General features: G+C 67.1%; 15 protein-coding genes. 13 read left to right on the top strand and 2 right to left on the bottom strand.

The features are described from left to right. Positions 1-19 precede the first annotated feature (19 nt). Positions 20-982 (bottom strand): quinone oxidoreductase family protein, encoded by a 963-nt coding sequence (locus LOC57_RS14105; protein ID WP_229960516.1) that lies wholly within the window; start codon positions 980-982, stop codon positions 20-22. 107 nt (positions 983-1,089) lie between these two features. On the opposite strand from LOC57_RS14105, the gene argC reads away from it, so the two are divergent. From argC to LOC57_RS14055, 10 genes are all read left to right on the top strand, one after another. After that, entirely contained in the window at positions 1,090-2,121 is a 1,032-nt protein-coding gene (gene argC, locus LOC57_RS14100; protein WP_227927258.1) for an N-acetyl-gamma-glutamyl-phosphate reductase, read from the top strand. Next, complete coding sequence (argJ, locus tag LOC57_RS14095; RefSeq protein ID WP_229960514.1) at positions 2,121-3,326, top strand: bifunctional glutamate N-acetyltransferase/amino-acid acetyltransferase ArgJ; 1,206 nt, start codon at positions 2,121-2,123, stop codon at positions 3,324-3,326. Before argC ends, argJ begins: the two co-directional genes overlap by 1 nt. Before the next feature lie 13 nt (positions 3,327-3,339). Next, positions 3,340-4,263, top strand: coding sequence for an acetylglutamate kinase (argB, locus tag LOC57_RS14090; RefSeq protein ID WP_229960512.1), 924 nt, complete (start codon positions 3,340-3,342; stop codon positions 4,261-4,263). Continuing rightward, on the top strand, positions 4,260-5,489 hold the full coding sequence (locus tag LOC57_RS14085) for an acetylornithine transaminase (protein WP_227927255.1): 1,230 nt from the start codon (positions 4,260-4,262) through the stop codon (positions 5,487-5,489). The genes argB and LOC57_RS14085 overlap by 4 nt, the downstream gene beginning before the upstream one ends. Continuing rightward, on the top strand, positions 5,486-6,451 hold the full coding sequence (argF, locus tag LOC57_RS14080; RefSeq protein ID WP_227914048.1) for an ornithine carbamoyltransferase: 966 nt from the start codon (positions 5,486-5,488) through the stop codon (positions 6,449-6,451). Before LOC57_RS14085 ends, argF begins: the two co-directional genes overlap by 4 nt. After that, on the top strand, positions 6,448-6,984 hold the full coding sequence (locus LOC57_RS14075; protein ID WP_227914049.1) for an arginine repressor: 537 nt from the start codon (positions 6,448-6,450) through the stop codon (positions 6,982-6,984). The genes argF and LOC57_RS14075 overlap by 4 nt, the downstream gene beginning before the upstream one ends. Positions 6,985-7,066: 82 nt before the next feature. Further along, complete coding sequence (locus LOC57_RS14070) at positions 7,067-8,275, top strand: argininosuccinate synthase (RefSeq protein WP_227914050.1); 1,209 nt, start codon at positions 7,067-7,069, stop codon at positions 8,273-8,275. A 4-nt stretch (positions 8,276-8,279) separates the two neighbouring features. Beyond that, on the top strand, positions 8,280-9,737 hold the full coding sequence (gene argH / locus LOC57_RS14065; protein ID WP_229960507.1) for an argininosuccinate lyase: 1,458 nt from the start codon (positions 8,280-8,282) through the stop codon (positions 9,735-9,737). 23 nt (positions 9,738-9,760) lie between these two features. Continuing rightward, complete coding sequence (locus tag LOC57_RS14060) at positions 9,761-10,279, top strand: pyridoxine/pyridoxamine 5'-phosphate oxidase (RefSeq protein ID WP_227914052.1); 519 nt, start codon at positions 9,761-9,763, stop codon at positions 10,277-10,279. A 35-nt stretch (positions 10,280-10,314) separates the two neighbouring features. Continuing rightward, positions 10,315-10,974: a DNA-3-methyladenine glycosylase gene (locus LOC57_RS14055; protein ID WP_229960505.1), complete on the top strand. Its 660-nt coding sequence runs from the start codon at positions 10,315-10,317 to the stop codon at positions 10,972-10,974. Positions 10,975-11,045: 71 nt separating this feature from the next. Here the strand turns inward: LOC57_RS14055 and LOC57_RS14050 are convergent, their stop codons facing one another. After that, positions 11,046-12,038, bottom strand: a complete 993-nt coding sequence (locus LOC57_RS14050; protein WP_229960503.1) for an aldo/keto reductase — start codon at positions 12,036-12,038, stop codon at positions 11,046-11,048. Between the two features lie 181 nt (positions 12,039-12,219). Here LOC57_RS14050 and LOC57_RS14045 point away from each other — a divergent pair, with 181 nt between their 5' ends. From LOC57_RS14045 to tyrS, 3 genes are all read left to right on the top strand, one after another. Continuing rightward, positions 12,220-12,774, top strand: a complete 555-nt coding sequence (locus LOC57_RS14045; RefSeq protein WP_227927250.1) for an adenine phosphoribosyltransferase — start codon at positions 12,220-12,222, stop codon at positions 12,772-12,774. A 140-nt stretch (positions 12,775-12,914) separates the two neighbouring features. Next, positions 12,915-15,182: a HelD family protein gene (locus tag LOC57_RS14040; protein ID WP_227927249.1), complete on the top strand. Its 2,268-nt coding sequence runs from the start codon at positions 12,915-12,917 to the stop codon at positions 15,180-15,182. 13 nt (positions 15,183-15,195) lie between these two features. Further along, the gene (gene tyrS / locus LOC57_RS14035; RefSeq protein WP_283998027.1) at positions 15,196-16,518 is read left to right on the top strand and encodes a tyrosine--tRNA ligase; all 1,323 of its coding nucleotides are present in this window, start codon (positions 15,196-15,198) and stop codon (positions 16,516-16,518) included. Positions 16,519-17,090 lie beyond the last annotated feature (572 nt).

Raw genomic sequence — 17,090 nt, 5'->3', positions numbered from 1 at the left:
GGGGCCCTTCGCTGTTTAGCTAGGGCACCAGGATCACCTTTCCGGTGGTCTTCCGGCCCTCCAGATCAGCCTGGGCGCGTGCCGCTTCGGCCAGCGGGTACGTTTGGCCGATCCGTACCTTCAGCGATCCGGCCAGCACCGCCTCGAAAAGCTCCCGCGCCCGCCACTGCCGTTCTTCCGTGGTCAGGAGATAGTGCGCCAGCGTGGGACGGGTCAGGAACAGGGAGCCGGAGGAATTCAGCCGCTGGATGTCGAACGGGGGCACCTGCCCGGACGCACCGCCGAAGAGCACCAGCATGCCGCGGGGGCGCAGGCTGGCCAGGGAGCCGTCGAACGTTGCCGCGCCGACGCCGTCGAACACCACATCCACGCCGGTGCCGCCGGTCAGCGCACGGACCTGGCCGGGGAATCCGTCATAGCGCAGCACATGGTCCGCCCCGGCGCCGCGCGCCAGGGCTTCCTTCTCCTCGGTGGAGACCGTGGTGATCACGGTGGCACCCTTGGCCTTGAGCAGCTGGATCAGCAGCAGGCCCACCCCGCCGGCGCCGGCATGCACCAGTACCGTTTGCCCTACCTGCACGGGAAAGGTGGAGTTGCACAGGTAATGCGCCGTCATGCCCTGCATCATCAGGGCGGCCGCCGTCTCGTCATCCACGCCGGCGGGGACGGGCAGCGCGGCGTCGGCGTCCATCAGGGTGTACTGGGCGTAGGTCCCGCCGCCCTCGGCCGTGGCCACCCGGTTCCCTTCCCGGAACCCGGATTCCAGACCTGCGGAAACAACCGTTCCTGCCGCCTCGGCACCCGGTATGAAGGGATATGACATCGGATAGACGCCGCCGCGCTTATAGGTGTCGATGAAGTTCACACCGGCGGCGGCCACCTTCACCAGGACCTCGCGCGGCCCCGGTTCGGGCAGGTCAACGTCCTCATAGCGCAGGATTTCGGGCCCGCCGGCCCGCGGGACAACAATGGCTTTGTGCATGGCAGAACCTCTTTGCTTGGCTCGTACGGGCTGGCTTGATGTGCTTCCTATCATACGGTTTGCATAATTATTGGGAGTCATGCATAAATGTGCTGTAGGGTGATGGCATGACGATTTCCGTAGCAGTATCCGGCGCCAGCGGCTATGCCGGCGGGGAAGTGCTGCGCCTGCTGGCCGGCCACCCGGAGGTAAGCATCGGCGCCATCACCGCGCACAGCAATGCCGGCACCCGGCTGGGCGAGCTCCAGCCGCACCTGCATTCGCTGGCCGACCGTGTACTGGCAGAAACCACCGTGGAGAACCTTGCCGGCCACGACGTCGTGTTCCTGGCCCTGCCGCACGGTGCCAGCGCCGCCATTGCCGCGCAGCTGGATCCGGACACCCTGGTGATCGATGCCGGCGCTGACCACCGGCTGGAGGATCCGCAGGCCTGGGAAAAGTTCTACGGCTCCGCGCATGCCGGCACCTGGCCCTACGGCCTGCCGGAACTGCCCGGGCACCGCGACCGGCTCAAGGGTGCACGCCGGATTGCCGTTCCCGGCTGCTATCCGACCAGTTCACTGCTGGCCCTGGCACCTGGTTTCGCCGCCGGGCTGCTGGAGCCCGACGACGTCGTGATCGTTGCCGCGTCCGGCACCTCAGGCGCCGGCAAAGCCGCCAAACCGCACCTGCTCGGCTCCGAAGTCCTAGGCGGCATGAGCCCGTACGGCGTAGGCGGCGGGCACCGGCACACCCCGGAAATTGAACAGGGCCTTTCCGCAGCCGCAGGTGTTGCCGTGGCAGTGTCCTTTACGCCCACCCTGGCACCGATGGCCCGCGGCATCCTGACCACCGCCACCGCCAAGGTCCGCCCCGGCGTCGACCCGGCAGCGCTGCGCACGGCCTGGGAAGCGGCCTACGCCGGCGAGCAGTTTGTCCGCGTGCTGCCGGAAGGGCAGTGGCCGGCCACCAAAATGGTGGTGGGCTCCAACTATGCCGCGCTGCAGTTGGCCTATGATCCGCACGCCAACCGCGTGGTGGTTAGCTGCGTCATCGACAACCTCACCAAGGGAACTGCCGGCGGTGCCGTGCAGTCCATGAACATAGCCCTCGGCCTGGATGAAGCCGCGGGACTGACGCAGCAGGGGGTGGCTCCGTAATGAGTGCCGCAGCAACAGCAACCAGCACCGGCCGGGCCACCGGAGTCACCGCCCCGGCCGGGTTCCGTGCCGCCGGCGTGACCGCCGGCCTGAAGGACTCCGGCGGACGCGACGTCGCCCTGGTGGTCAACGACGGACCGGTGAAGTCCGCCGCAGCAGTGTTCACCCGCAACCGGGTAGCCGCGGCCCCCGTGCTGTGGTCCCGGCAGGCCGTCTCCGACGGACGGGCCGACGCCGTCATCCTGAACTCCGGCGGGGCCAACGCCTGCACCGGCGCCGAGGGGTTCCGGAACACCCACGCCACCGCCGAGAAAACCGCTGAACTGCTCGGGATCAGCGCCTCGGATGTACTGGTCTGCTCCACCGGGCTGATCGGCGTGCAGCTGCCGATGGACCGGCTCCTGCCCGGTGTCCAGGCCGCCGTGACGGAACTGGACGCCGACGGCGGGGCGGACGCCGCGCACGCCATCATGACCACCGACACCGTGGCCAAGCAGGCCGTCTTCACCGGCACGGACAGCTCCGGCCGCGGCTACAGCATTGGCGGAATGGCCAAGGGCGCCGGCATGCTCGCCCCGGGGCTGGCCACCATGCTGGTGGTGCTGACCACCGACGCGGAACTTGCCGCTGAAGAGCTGGACGCCGCGCTCCGTGCCGCCACCGCCGTCACGTTCGACCGCACCGACTCCGACGGCTGCATGTCCACCAATGACACCGTGGTCCTGATGGGCTCCGGCGCGTCCGGTGCCGTGCCGGACCGGGAAGCGTTCATGGCCGGACTGACCGAGGTGTGCCATTCCCTGGCGCAGCAGCTGATCACCGACGCCGAGGGCGCCAGCCACGACATCGCGATCACCACGGTCAACGCGGCCACCGTGGCCGATGCCGAAACGGCCTCCCGCGCCGTCGCCCGCTCCAACCTCTTCAAGACCGCCATCTTCGGCAACGACCCGAACTGGGGACGTGTGCTCTCCGCTGTGGGTACAACCGACGCTGCATTCGAACCGGACCGGATCGATGTAAGCATCAACGGGGTGCAGGTCTGCCGCGACGGCGGGATCGGCGAACCCCGCGAGGGTGTAGACCTGGCGCCGCGTGCCGTGAGCGTGCAGATCGACCTGCACGCCGGCACGGAAAGCGCCACCATCTGGACGAACGACCTGACCACGGACTACGTCCACGAGAATTCGGCCTACAGCAGCTGAGCGGGGGAGAACCATGAGCACACCAGCAGCAGCCGGGGAACGGCTGCATGCACAGGACAAGGCGGCAACGCTGATCGAGGCACTGCCTTGGATCCAGCGGTTCGCCGGCACCACCATGGTGATCAAATACGGCGGCAACGCCATGGTCAACGAGGAGCTGCGCCGTGCCTTCGCCGAGGACATTGTTTTCCTGCACCATGCCGGTGTGCACCCGGTGGTGGTGCACGGCGGCGGTCCGCAGATCAACGCCTTCCTGGAGCGGCTCGGAATCGAATCCGAGTTCCGCGGCGGCCTGCGCGTGACCACTCCTGAAGCGATGGACGCTGTCCGGATGGTGTTGACCGGCCAGGTGGGGCGGGAACTGGTGGGACTGATCAATTCCCACGGCCCCTACGCCGTTGGGCTGTCCGGGGAAGACGCCGCACTGCTGCAGGCAACACGGACCGGCGTGGTGATTGACGGAGAAGAAGTCGACCTCGGCCTGGTCGGGGAGGTGGTGGGCGTCAACCCGGGGTCCATCCTGGACCTCCTGGCCGCCGGACGCATCCCGGTCATCAGCACCGTGGCTCCCGAGGTCAACGCCGACGGCGAACCCACCGGCCAGGTGCTCAACGTCAACGCCGATACCGCCGCTTCGGCACTGGCCGTTGCCCTGCGGGCCTCCCGCCTGGTGGTGCTCACCGATGTGGAAGGGCTGTACGAGCAGTGGCCGGACAAATCCTCGCTCATCTCCTCGCTGACCACCGGGGAACTGCGGGCCATGCTGCCGTCGCTCGAATCCGGGATGATCCCCAAGATGCAGGCCTGTCTGGCCGCCGTGGACGGCGGGGTGGAGCGCGCCGCCGTCGTGGACGGGCGGATGGCGCACTCGATGCTGCTGGAAATCTTCACCGAGGCCGGAATCGGCACCCAGGTTGTCCCCGAGGAGGCGAAATGAGCAGCTCCGCAGACTGGCTGCACCGCTACGACACGGCCCTGATGGGCGTCTTCGGTGCCCCGCAGCGCGTCCTGGTGCGCGGCAGCGGCTGCTACGTGGAGGACGCCGACGGAAAGCAGTACCTGGACCTGCTTGCAGGGATAGCGGTCAACGCCCTCGGGCACGCCCATCCGGCCCTGGTGTCGGCCGTCTCCGGGCAGCTGGGAACACTCGGACACGTCTCCAACTTCTTCACCAGCCCGGCCCAGGTGCTCCTGGCCGAGCGCCTGCTGGAACTGGCCGGCGCACCGGAGGGCTCCAAGGCGTTCTTCGTGAACTCCGGCACCGAGGCCAACGAGGCGGCCTTCAAGCTGGCCCGCCGCAACGCGGACCCCGCGGCCGGCCGGACCCGCATCCTTGCCCTGGAGGGCGCATTCCACGGCAGGACCATGGGGGCACTGGCACTCACCGCCAAGCCGGCCTACCGCGAGCCGTTCGAACCGCTGCCCGGGGGAGTGGAGCACCTTCCCTTCGGTGACACCGACGCCCTGGTCAACGCGGTGGATTCCACCGTCGCGGCGGTGTTCCTGGAACCCATTCAGGGCGAGGCCGGCGTACGGATGCTCCCCGACGGCTACCTGCAGGCGGCACGTGAGGCCACCCGCGCCGCCGGCGCGCTGCTGATCATCGACGAGGTGCAGACCGGTATCGGCCGGACCGGCAAGTGGTTCGCCTCCGAGGGCGTCCAGCCGGACGCGATGACCCTGGCCAAGGGGCTGGGCGGCGGATTCCCCGTGGGGGCGCTGCTGACCTTCGGTGAACAGGTTTCCGGCCTGCTCAGCCCCGGCATGCACGGGACCACGTTCGGCGGAAACCCCGTAGCAGCCGCAGCTGCGCTGGCCACGCTCTCGGTCCTGGAGTCGGAGGAACTGCTGGCCAACACCGCGGCCACCGGCAAGTACCTGCGCCGGGAACTGGCCGCACTGGACGGTGTGGCTCAGGTGCGCGGCGATGGGTTCCTGATCGGCATCGACCTGGATGCCCCGATTGCTCCGGCTGCAGTTGCAGCGGCACTGGAAGCCGGGTTCATCATTAACAGCACCGGACCGGCAACGCTGCGCCTGGCACCGCCGCTGATCCTCACCGCCGAGCAGGCCGGGACCTTCCTGGCCGCACTGCCCGGCATCCTGCACCGCGCCGCCACCGTCCCCGGCCCGTCCGGCACAACCCCTGAAGGAAAACCATGACCCGTCATTTCCTGGTCGACACCGACCTCACCCAGGCGGAGCAGGCCGAGGTCCTCGATCTGGCTGCCGTCCTGAAAAAGGACCGTTACAAGTACCAGCCGTTCGCCGGCGAGTCCACCGGCCGGAAGACCGTGGCCGTCATCTTCGACAAAACGTCCACCCGCACCCGGGTCTCCTTTGCCGCCGGCATTTCGGACTTGGGCGGCGTACCCCTGATCATCGGCGCGGGGGATTCCCAGCTGGGGCACAAGGAAAGCGTGGCGGACACCACCAAGGTGCTCGACCGCATGGTCTCCACCATCGTCTGGCGCACCTACGCGCAGTCCGGCCTGGAGGAAATGGCCGCGAACTCCGCGGTGCCCGTCATCAACGCGCTTTCCGACGACTACCACCCCTGCCAGCTGCTTGCGGACCTGCTGACCATCCGCGAGCACAAGGGCACCCTCGCCGGACTGACCCTGACCTACCTGGGCGACTGCGCCAACAACATGGCCAACTCCTACCTGCTCGCCGGTGTCACCGCCGGCATGCACGTGCGGGTGGCCGGGCCGCTGGGCTACCTGCCGGATCCCAAGATTGTCGACGCCGCAGCCGCCCGCGCCGAAGAGACCGGCGGATCGGTGATGATCACCACCGACGCCGCCGAAGCGCTGGCGGGAGCCGACGTCGTCGCCACCGACACGTGGGTGTCCATGGGCCAGGAAGCCGAAAAGGCTGCCCGGCAGGAACTGTTCCGCAGCTACGCCGTGGACGGCGAGGCCATGGCACAGGCCGCGGACGACGCCGTCGTCCTGCACTGCCTGCCCGCCTACCGCGGTTACGAGATCTCCGCAGACGTGATTGACGGGCCGCAGTCCCTGGTGTGGGAAGAGGCCGAAAACCGCCTGCACGCGCAGAAGGCCCTGATGGTCTGGTTGATGGCGCGTTCGGGCCTGACCGGAACCCCGGAGGCACGCGCATGACCATGCCAGCCACAAAGACTGCGCGCCAGGCGCGCATCCGCACGCTGCTGACCGGGCTTTCGGTCCGGTCCCAGGCCGAACTCGCCGCGCTGCTTGCCGACGACGGCGTGCAGGTCACGCAGGCGACGCTGTCCCGCGACCTCGTGGAACTGGGCGCCGTGCGCATGCGCGGCAAGGACGGCGCCCTGGTGTACGCCGTCCCGTCCGAGGGCGGGGAGCGGGCCCCGAAGTCCGGGGTCACCCAGGAGGTGCTGGACGCCCGGTTGGCCCGGCTATGCGGGGAACTGCTGGTCACCGCCGAAGCGTCCGCGAACATCGTGGTGCTGCGCACCCCGCCGGGAGCGGCCAACTTCCTGGCCCTGGCAATCGACCACTCCGTGCTTCCGTCGGTCCTGGGCACCATTGCCGGCGACGACACCGTCATGATGGTGACGCGTGACCCCGACGGCGGACCGGATCTGGCGGCCCGCTTCCTGCGGATAGCCGACGAAGCCAGCAACAACGGCTCGGCACCCGAGAGCCGGATCCTGTAGCTGCTTCCCGGCAGCTGCAACCCCCATACTTCAACCAACCAGCGGCCCCGCGGGCCGCGAACCAATGCAAGAGGAGCATTTCGTGAGCGAACGTATTGTTCTGGCCTACTCAGGTGGCCTGGATACGTCAGTGGCCATCGGCTGGATTGCCGAGGCAACCGGCGCCGAAGTCATCGCCGTGGCGGTGGACGTGGGACAGGGCGGCGAGTCCTTGGAAACCATCCGCCAGCGCGCCCTGGACTGCGGTGCCGTGGAAGCCTACGTGGCGGACGCCCGCGAAGAGTTTGCCAGCGAATACTGCATGCCGGCACTGAAGGCCAACGCCCTGTACATGGACGCCTACCCGCTGGTCTCCGCGCTGTCCCGCCCGGTGATCGTCAAGCACCTGGTTGCTGCAGCCCGCCAGTTCGGCGCCACCACCGTTTCCCACGGCTGCACCGGCAAGGGCAACGACCAGGTCCGCTTCGAAGTTGGCATCCAGACGCTGGGGCCGGACCTGAAGTGCATCGCCCCGGTCCGTGACCTCGCGCTGACCCGCGACAAGGCCATTGCCTTTGCCGAGGAGAAGAACCTGCCGATCGTCACCACCAAGAAGAACCCGTTCTCCATCGATGCCAACGTCTGGGGGCGCGCCGTGGAGACCGGCTTCCTGGAAGACATCTGGAACGGCCCCACGCCGGACGTCTACGAGTACACCTCGGACCCGGCGTCCGCTCCGGCGCCCGACGAAGTGGTCATCACGTTCAAGGAAGGTGTGCCGGTGGCCATCGACGGCAAGCCCGTCACTCCGTTGCAGGCCATCGAGGAAATGAACCGCCGTGCCGGCGCACAGGGCATCGGCCGGATCGACATCGTCGAGGACCGCCTGGTGGGCATCAAGAGCCGCGAAATCTACGAAGCGCCCGGCGCCATGGCACTGATGGCCGCGCACCGCGAACTGGAAAACGTCACGGTGGAGCGCGAGCAGGCCCGCTTCAAGAAGACGGTTGGCCAGCGCTGGACCGAACTGGTTTACGACGGCCAGTGGTTCTCCCCGCTGAAGCAGTCCCTGGATGCCTTCATCGGCGACACCCAGAAGTACGTTTCCGGCGACATCCGCATGACGCTGGATGCCGGCCGCCCGGTAGTGACCGGCCGGCGTTCGGATTCCTCGCTGTATGACTTCAACCTGGCCACCTACGACACCGGTGACAGCTTCGACCAGTCCATGGCCCGCGGCTTCATTGAGCTGTTCGGCATGTCCTCCAAGGTGGCCTCCGGCCGCGACCAGCGCCTAGCAGAAGGTAAGTAAGAAGATGACAGACGGCAAGTCGCCAGAAGAAGCAACGGGTTCCGGGTCCGCCGGATCAACCGTCCAGGGCGCGCTGTGGGGCGGCCGGTTCGCCGGCGGTCCGGCGGACGCCCTTGCCGCGCTGAGCAAATCCACCCACTTCGACTGGCGGCTTGCCGGCTATGACATCGCCGGTTCCCGTGCCCACGCCCGCGTGCTGCACAAAGCCGGCCTGCTCGACGACGGCGAGCTGGCGGGGATGCTCGCAGCCCTGGACCAGCTCGACGCCGACGTGAAGTCCGGCGCGTATGTCCCGGCCGCGTCCGACGAGGATGTGCACGGATCCCTGGAGCGCGGCCTGATTGAGCGCGCCGGTGCCCAGCTGGGCGGCAAACTGCGGGCCGGACGGTCCCGCAATGACCAGATCGCCACGCTCGGCCGGATGTACCTGCGGGACCACGCACGGATCATCGGCGCCGGGGTGCTGTCCGTGATCGATGCCCTGGTGGGCCAGGCGCAGGCGCACCTCGGGGTGGCCATGCCGGGCCGCACGCATCTGCAGCATGCCCAGCCCATCCTGCTCAGCCACCACCTGCTGGCCCACGCGTGGGCCCTGCTGCGTGATGTGCAGCGGCTGGCGGACTGGGACAAGCGTGCCGCGGTATCTCCCTACGGTTCCGGCGCCCTGGCCGGTTCCTCCCTGGGCCTGGATCCGAACGCCGTCGCCGCGGACCTCGGGTTCGACTCCGCGGTGTGGAACTCCATTGACGGCACCGCCTCGCGCGACGTGTACGCGGAATTTTCCTGGGTGGCGGCTATGATCGGCGTGGATCTGTCCCGGATCAGCGAGGAAGTCATTCTCTGGGCCACGAAGGAATTCTCCTTCGTCACCCTGGATGACGCCTACTCCACCGGCTCGTCCATCATGCCGCAGAAGAAGAACCCGGACGTGGCCGAACTGGCCCGCGGCAAGGCGGGACGCCTGATCGGCGACCTGACCGGGCTCCTAGCCACCCTCAAGGGACTGCCGCTGGCCTACAACCGCGACCTGCAGGAAGACAAGGAACCGGTCTTCGACGCGGCGGACACCCTGGAACTGCTGCTGCCCGCCGTCTCCGGCATGATCGCCACGCTCAAGTTCAAAACCGGCCGGATGCAGTCGCTGGCCCCGCAGGGCTTTGCCCTGGCTACGGACATTGCCGAGTGGCTGGTCCGCCAGGGCGTCCCCTTCCGCCAGGCACATGAACTATCCGGTGCGGCCGTGCAGCTGGCCGAGGGACGCGGCGTCGAACTGTGGGACCTGACCGACGAGGATTACGCCGGGATCTCGCCCCACCTGACACCGGAGGTGCGTACCGTGCTCAGCACCGAAGGCTCACTCGACAGCCGCAGCTCCCAGGGCGGCACCGCGCGGTCCGCCGTCGAAGCGCAGCTTGCTGAGCTCCACCGGCAGCTGGAGGCAGTGCGCGGCTACGCCGGCTGACGCTGACAGGCTACGCTCGGCCCATGATCAGCGACTTCCGCGCCCAGCTGCGTGCCCTGCCGGACTTTCCAGACGATATGCCGTCCTTCGATCCGCAGACGGCGCCCGGGGATCCCGCGGAACTTTTCCGGAGCTGGCTGGCCGATGCACTGGCGGCCGGAGTGCGGCAACCGCACGCCTTTTCGCTGGCCACGGCCGACGCTGCCGGGCACCCCTCGGCACGGATGCTGATCCTCAAGGACATTAACGACGACGGCTGGCAGTTCGCCACGGCACGCACCTCGCGCAAGGGCGGGGAACTGGCGGAGAACCCGAACGCCGCCATGAATTTCTACTGGCCCGAACTGGGCCGGCAGGTGCGGGTGGCCGGCGGCGTAGTGCTGCTCTCCGCGCAGGCCTCGGCTGCCGACTGGCAGGCGCGGCCGGCGGCGGACGGCAGCCCGAATCCGAACTGGCAGCTGTACGCGTTGCAGCCGCGGGAAATCGAGTTCTGGCAGGCCCGCGCCGACCGGCACCATATCCGGCACCGCTTGGCCCGCTGATCTTGCTGCCGTGCCGATCTTGCTAACGTCGGAGTATGGCTTATGCGAGTGAAAGAGAACGGCTGGCCGTGCCGGCCACCGAAGCGGCACGCCACCTGCTGGGGGCGGTGCTGACCCACGACGTCGACGGAGAGCGCGTGAGCGTGCGCATTACCGAGGTTGAGGCCTACATGGGCGACGTGGACCCCGGCTCGCACGCCTTCCGTGGACAGACCGCACGGAACGCCACCATGTTCGGGCCGGCCGGGCACCTGTACGTCTACTTCACCTACGGCATGCATTACTGCGCCAACGTGGTCTGCGGCACCGAAGGCTTCGCGACCGGGCTGCTGCTGCGTGCCGGTGAGGTGGTCGAGGGGGCCGAGGCGGCGGCGCTGCGGCGCGGGAACCCGCGCACGCACCTGGATCTGGCGCGCGGCCCGGCCCGGCTCGCCCAGGCCCTGGGGATAGCACGGCCACTGGACGGTGCAGATGTCTTCGCCGATCCGCTGCGGCTCACGCTGCCAGACGAACCCGTGCCCGACGAGCTGGTATCCACCGGTCCGCGGGTCGGCGTCAGCGGCCCCGGGGGGACAGACGAGTATCCCTGGCGGTACTGGCTGACCGGGGATCCAACTGTCTCGAAGTACCGTCGGGCTGTGCCCCGGCCCCGCCGGGCAGCAGCTGCGCCGGCCGGGAATCCGCAAAACGCATAACGGCGTCCGGGATGGAATCATCCCGGACGCCGTTCGGCGGTGCTGCCCCTTAGGGGGTTAGCTGCTTCCCGCTACGAGCGGGGCAGGGGAGCGTGAGCGGAAATGAGCTTCTGCTCGAGCAGCTCGTCCCAGAACGCACCCGGGATGTCAGCCCTCATCGCGGCGATATCCTCCCAGACCCGTTCGGGCCGGCTGGAACCCGGGATGACCGCAGTTACGGCGGGGTGGGCGGTGGAGAACTGCAGGGCAGCAGCCTTCAGACTCACGTCGTGCCGCCGGGCGATCTCAGTCATCGCGGCGATCTTCTGCTTGATCACCGGGGGGATGTCTCCGTAGTCGAAGTGGTCGCCGCCCAGCAGGGCACCGGAGTTGAAGGGGCCGCCGACGACGATGCCCACACCCTTTTCCTGCGCCGTGGGCATCATGCGCTGCAGGGCACGGTCGTGCTGCAGCAGCGTGTACTGGGTGGCGGAAAGGCTCATCGTCGGTGCGGCCTCATCCATGTCCATGGCCAGCTCGATGGGCTCGGTGGTGTTTACACCCAGGCCCCAGCCGTTGATGACGCCCTCATCCTGCAGCCGGGCGAGGACGCGGAACGCGCCGGTTCGAGCCTCGTTGAACTTGGCCACCCACTCATCACCGAGGAAGTCCCGGGAGGTGTCGTGGATGAACACGAAGTCCAGCCGGTCGGTCTTCAGCCGTGCAAGGCTTTCCTCGATGGAGCGCAGCGTGGCATCGGCGGTGTAGTCCGTGGCGATCTTGTTCGAGCGTCCGTGGTTGAAGAGGCCGTCGCTCTTTTCCTCTTCTTCATCCAGGATCAGCCGTCCCACTTTGGTGCTCAGCACATACTCATCGCGGTTGTGCTGCGAGATGACCTCACCCAGCCGGGATTCTGCGAGGCCGGCGCCGTAGAACGGGGCCGTGTCGAAGTAACGTATGCCTGCGTTCCAAGCGGCCTCAACCGTGGCCAACGCTTCGTCCTGGGGAATGTCCCGGAACATGTTTCCCAGCGGGGCTGTGCCGAATCCGATCTTGTTCTTGAGCACTTCGTGCAGGTTAGACATATGTTCCAATCCTTGACTTCTTATCGAAAATCCGGGGCCCGGTGAGGGGCCCCTTATCTGTCGGCAACTGTCTTTAGGCACCCTTTATTCCGGCAACCTGCCCGGATATGCCCGCGAGAGAAGTGCCACAGCGTGCCGGTCCGGTCAGGGGACGCCGGGCCTGAGCGGGTAAGGTGGACGCGTGAAAGATGCCCCGGCAGAACCGGTAAACAACGAGTCCATTGCACAAACCATCGAACGCCTGGGCGCTGTCATTCCCGATTACCCCAAGCCCGGCGTCGTGTTCCGCGACCTCACCCCGGTGTTTGCCGACGGTCCGGCGCTGCGCGGCGTGGTGGACGCACTGATCGCCCCGTTCGAGGGCCAGTTCGATTTCGTGGCAGGCGTTGAAGCGCGCGGCTTCCTCCTGGCCGCAGCTGCCGCCTATGCCTCGGGCAAGGGCGTCATCACCGTCCGCAAGCCCGGGAAGCTGCCCCGCGAGGTCTTCTCTGAGAGCTACTCGATGGAGTACGGCGAGAGCAGCCTGGAACTGCACCGCGACGACATGCCCGCCGGCTCCCGCGTCCTCATCCTCGATGACGTGCTGGCCACCGGAGGAACCCTGGGTGCCGCGGCACGCCTGATCCGCAAGGCCGGCGCGCAGGTGGCCGGGTTCGGCGTCGTGCTGGAACTGGGCGAGCTGGGCGGCCGCGAACGACTGGGTGACACCCCCGTCACCGCGCTCGTCCGCTACTAACCGCGCCCCGGCGCGGCCGCCGGCACGACACGCGTGAGGGCAGGCAGCAGCTGAGAGAGAAACCGCATACATTAGTGACCTGCAAAAGTCCAAATGCACTGTAAGATTGACGCTCTGCCTTTGCGAGAGGGAACGCGAACATGCCTGAAACACCTTCAGCTTCAAACGAGCTGGAACACGAGCGTCAGTACGTGGCCGGTCTATACCACCGGCTGGACGAACTGCGCGCCGAAAAGATGGAGCAGCTCGCCGCGATCCGGCGCAGCCACTCCGCGGGTTCCCACCAGAACCGGTCCGAGCGGGACGCCTTCGCCACTATGTACGAGGACCGCCTGGCGCAACTGAACGCCGTCGATGAACGGCTGGTGTTCGGGCGCCTGGACCTCGACGACGGCGAGAAGCGCTACATCGGCCGCATCGGTCTGTCCACGGAGGACCTGCAGCGGCTGATGGTGGACTGGCGTGCCCCTGAGGCAGGCACCTTCTACCAGGCCACCGCATTTGAACGCCAGGGCGTCCGGCGGCGCCGGCACCTGATCCTGAAGGGCCGCGATGTGCAGGCCATCGAGGACGATGTGCTGGATTACTCCATGCTGGAAGACGAGCAGGCGCTGCAGGGCGAAGGCGCGCTGCTGGCGGCACTGAACTCCAAGCGGACCGGCCAAATGTCCGACATCGTCGGCACCATCCAGGCCGAGCAGGACCGCATCATCCGTGCACCCCTGGCCGGGACGCTGGTGGTGCAGGGCGGGCCGGGCACCGGCAAGACCGCCGTCGCGCTGCACCGTGCGGCGTACCTGCTGTACACGCACCGCGAACGGCTGAAGTCCGCCGGCGTGCTGCTGGTCGGCCCCTCCAACGCCTTCATCCGCTACATCGAGCGGGTCCTGCCTTCGCTGGGCGAGACCGGCGTGGTGATGTCCAGCCTGGGCCAGCTGATGCCCGGCATCAGCGCCACCCATGAGGAAGACGCCGCTGCCGCGGAGGTCAAGGGCCGGCTGTACATGGCCGACGTCGTGGCCCGCGCGGTGGCCAACCGCCAGCGCCTGCCCGCGGGTCCGCGGAAACTCAATGTCGAAGGCACCATCCTTACGCTGACGCCCAGGCAGGTCCAGCGTGCCCGGGACAAGGCCCGTGCCACCGGCAAGCCGCACAACGAGGCGCGCGTAACGTTCGTGAAGATCCTGCTGCGTGAGCTCACCGAGCAGCTGACCGAACAGCTCGAAGAGTCCGCAGGAGCGGGCAACAGCACCGACCGCGCGTACCTGGCCGAAGACGTGCGCAGCGCCCGCGACGTACGCGTGGCGCTGAACCTGTGCTGGATGCCCATGACGCCGGAGAAGCTGATTTCTGACCTGTTCAGCAAGCCCGGCCAGCTCGAAGCCGCCGCACCGGACCTTAGCGACGCTGAGCTGGACCTGCTGCGCCGCAGTGCGGATGCACCGTGGACGGAGTCCGACGTACCGCTGCTGGATGAGGCCGCCGAACTGCTGGGCGAGCTGGACGCATCTGCCGGACGGGAGAACGCCGCGCGGGAAGAACAGCGCAAGCGGGACCTGGCCAACGCCGAAAGCGCCATCGCCAATACCGAGGGGTTCCTCGAGGACTCCGGTGCCCATGGCATCCTGTCCGCCGAGGACCTCGCCGACCACAACGCGGTGGGGGAGCAGCGGCTCACCGCCGCCGACCGTGCCGCCGTCGACCGCACCTGGGCCTTCGGGCACATAGTGGTGGACGAGGCGCAGGAACTGTCCGCCATGCAGTGGCGCCTGCTGATGCGCCGGTGCCCGCTGAAGTCCTTCACCGTCGTGGGCGACATCGCCCAGACCAGCTCCGCTGCGGGCGCCACCTCCTGGCAGGGAGCGCTGGCTCCCTTTGTAGGGGAGCGGTGGACGCTGGAAGAGCTGACGGTCAACTACCGCACCCCGGCGCAGATTGCCGAGGCTGCCGTGCGCATGGCCAACGCCGCCGGACTGGTGGTGTCCGCGCCCAAGGCCGTCCGTGAGGGACGCTGGGCGCCGTTCATTGATGAGGTGCCCCACGGAGGGCTCATTGAGCGCCTGCTCGAAACCCTCCCATCAGACCTCGAAGCGCTCGACGGCGGATTGCTGGCAATCATTGCCGAGGATCACCGGCTCGCGGAGGTACGGCGTGCGGTGACTGAAGCCTACGGTCCGCGCGTGGGTTCCGGTGCCGGTGGCCTGGAGCAGGACATCGTGGTGACGTCGCCCCGGGAGGCCAAGGGCCTGGAGTTCGACGGCGTTGTGATCCTCGAGCCGTCGGAACTGCTGACGGCTGCCGCCGGCAAGGTCGGAGACCTCTACGTGGCCATGACCCGGCCCACCCAGCGGCTGCGCCTGATCGCCGCCAACGGTATCCCCGCAGGCATTCCCGAAGAAGAATCCTGATAATTTAGAAAGCGTGTCAGAAAACGTGAACTCCCGGGGCCTTGTAGCCCAGCAGAACGATCCGTCCTTTGCCAACATCTGGCAGGAGCTCAAGTGGCGGGGCCTGGTCCAGGTCTCCACCGATGAGGCGGAGCTGGAAAAGCTCCTCGCCGGGGGACCCGTCACGTATTACTGCGGGTTTGACCCGACGGCGCCGAGCCTGCACCTGGGCAATCTGGTGCAACTGCTGACCATGCGCCGCCTGCAGTTGGCCGGACACCGGCCGCTGGCGCTGGTGGGCGGATCCACCGGGCTGGTGGGGGATCCCCGGCCGACGGCCGAGCGCACCATGAACACCAAGGAAACGGTCAGCGAGTGGGTGGGCTACCTGCAGGGCCAGGTCCAGCGCTTCCTGAGCTTCGAGGGTGACAATGCCGCCCGCATGGTGAACAACTTGGACTGGACGGCGCCAATGAGCGCCATCGACTTCCTGCGTGACATCGGAAAGCACTTCCGGGTGGGCACCATGATCAAAAAGGAAATCGTCTCCTCCCGCCTGAACTCCGATGAAGGCATCAGCTACGCCGAGTTCAGCTACCAGGTGCTGCAGGGGATGGACTACCTGGAGCTGTTCCGCAACTACAACTGTGTGCTGGAAACCGGCGGCTCGGATCAGTGGGGCAACCTCACCAGCGGAACCGAACTGGTCCGCAAGGTTGAGGGTAAGACTGTCCACGCACTGGGCACCCCGCTGGTCACCAACAGCGACGGCACCAAGTTCGGCAAGAGCGAGGGCAATGCAGTGTGGCTCGACGGGGAAATGACCAGCCCGTACGCCATGTACCAGTTCTGGCTCAATACCTCGGACAAGGACGTGGTGGACCGTCTGAAGGTCTTCACCTTCATGAGCCGGTCCCGGATCGAGGAGCTGGAACGCTCGGTCGCCGAAGCGCCGCATAAGCGCGAAGCGCAGCGTGCCCTGGCGTTCGACGTGACATCGCTGATCCACGGAGCGGAGGCAACCGAAAAGGTTATTGCCGCTTCCGCCGCGCTCTTCGGCCAGGGCGAAGTAAAAGACCTGGACGAGGCAACCCTCAAGGCTGCCACGGCTGAACTGCCGGCCGTGACGGTATCCGCGGACGGGCTGGGGATCATCGACCTGCTGGTCGCCTCCGGCCTCTCAGGCAGCAAGTCCGAAGCCCGCCGGACCGTTTCCGAAGGCGGTGCCTATGTCAACAACGTCAAGGTGGCCGATGCGGACACCGTGGTGGACCCGGCTGAGCTGCTGCACGGCAAGTACCTGCTGCTGCGGCGCGGCAAGCGGAACCTTGCAACGGTTGAAGTGACCGCCGTATAGTTTTATTGCCTCCTTCGGGAGGCAAAGATCTTCCGCTTCGTGTCCCCCGGCAGCTGCCGGGGGAGCGTGCGGCAGGTCACCTCGGAACGGTTTGCAAGGACCGGGCCGGGTATGCAAAGATAGACGAGTCGCCGCGGCCGGGACGCTGAAATAAGCGCCCGAAGCATGGCGGCCAAACCCACCAAAAAACAGAGTTTCTCTGGTGCGCCCTTCACGGGGCCGGCAGGAAAGACTCGGGTTTTTTGCTGGGCCGGAACGGCGGTTGACACGCTTTCCCGGGCTTCCGATGAGGAAAACCGGGAATTGCGGAAAACGCCTGGATGGAATAAGATGGAAAACCTTGCAGCGAAGAAGAAAAGGAAAACATTGTTTTCCCGAGTATTTTCGGATTGCGTCTGTTGTTTGAGAACTCAATAGTGTGCCAAGTTTATTGATACCAATTTATTTTAATTGGTTGAATCGACTGTTCCGCCCACCCCGTGGGCTGGAATGGTTTTTTTAGCTGGTTTCGAATTTAGTGCAGTGCCTGGCGGCCAATTTTCCTTGGCCCCGGCATTGTGTCTGTATGAACA

The sequence above is a fragment of the Arthrobacter sp. zg-Y750 genome (assembly GCF_020907365.1).
Taxonomy (GTDB): domain Bacteria; phylum Actinomycetota; class Actinomycetes; order Actinomycetales; family Micrococcaceae; genus Arthrobacter_B.
The sequence above is the reverse complement of the archived record's forward strand: the minus strand, read 5'-3'. Positions and strand labels throughout refer to the sequence as shown.

Bases quoted from the DNA above. Each gene is read 5' to 3' on its own strand.
- argB (WP_229960512.1), top strand. From the start codon at position 3,340: ATGAGCACACCAGCAGCAGCCGGGGAACGGCTGCATGCACAGGACAAG.
- LOC57_RS14075 (WP_227914049.1), top strand. From the start codon at position 6,448: ATGACCATGCCAGCCACAAAGACTGCGCGCCAGGCGCGCATCCGCACG.
- LOC57_RS14040 (WP_227927249.1), top strand. From the start codon at position 12,915: ATGCCTGAAACACCTTCAGCTTCAAACGAGCTGGAACACGAGCGTCAG.
- LOC57_RS14050 (WP_229960503.1), bottom strand. From the start codon at position 12,038: ATGTCTAACCTGCACGAAGTGCTCAAGAACAAGATCGGATTCGGCACA.
- LOC57_RS14105 (WP_229960516.1), bottom strand. From the start codon at position 982: ATGCACAAAGCCATTGTTGTCCCGCGGGCCGGCGGGCCCGAAATCCTG.
- argH (WP_229960507.1), top strand. From the start codon at position 8,280: ATGACAGACGGCAAGTCGCCAGAAGAAGCAACGGGTTCCGGGTCCGCC.
- LOC57_RS14085 (WP_227927255.1), top strand. From the start codon at position 4,260: ATGAGCAGCTCCGCAGACTGGCTGCACCGCTACGACACGGCCCTGATG.
- argJ (WP_229960514.1), top strand. From the start codon at position 2,121: ATGAGTGCCGCAGCAACAGCAACCAGCACCGGCCGGGCCACCGGAGTC.
- argF (WP_227914048.1), top strand. From the start codon at position 5,486: ATGACCCGTCATTTCCTGGTCGACACCGACCTCACCCAGGCGGAGCAG.
- LOC57_RS14060 (WP_227914052.1), top strand. From the start codon at position 9,761: ATGATCAGCGACTTCCGCGCCCAGCTGCGTGCCCTGCCGGACTTTCCA.
- argC (WP_227927258.1), top strand. From the start codon at position 1,090: ATGACGATTTCCGTAGCAGTATCCGGCGCCAGCGGCTATGCCGGCGGG.
- LOC57_RS14055 (WP_229960505.1), top strand. From the start codon at position 10,315: ATGGCTTATGCGAGTGAAAGAGAACGGCTGGCCGTGCCGGCCACCGAA.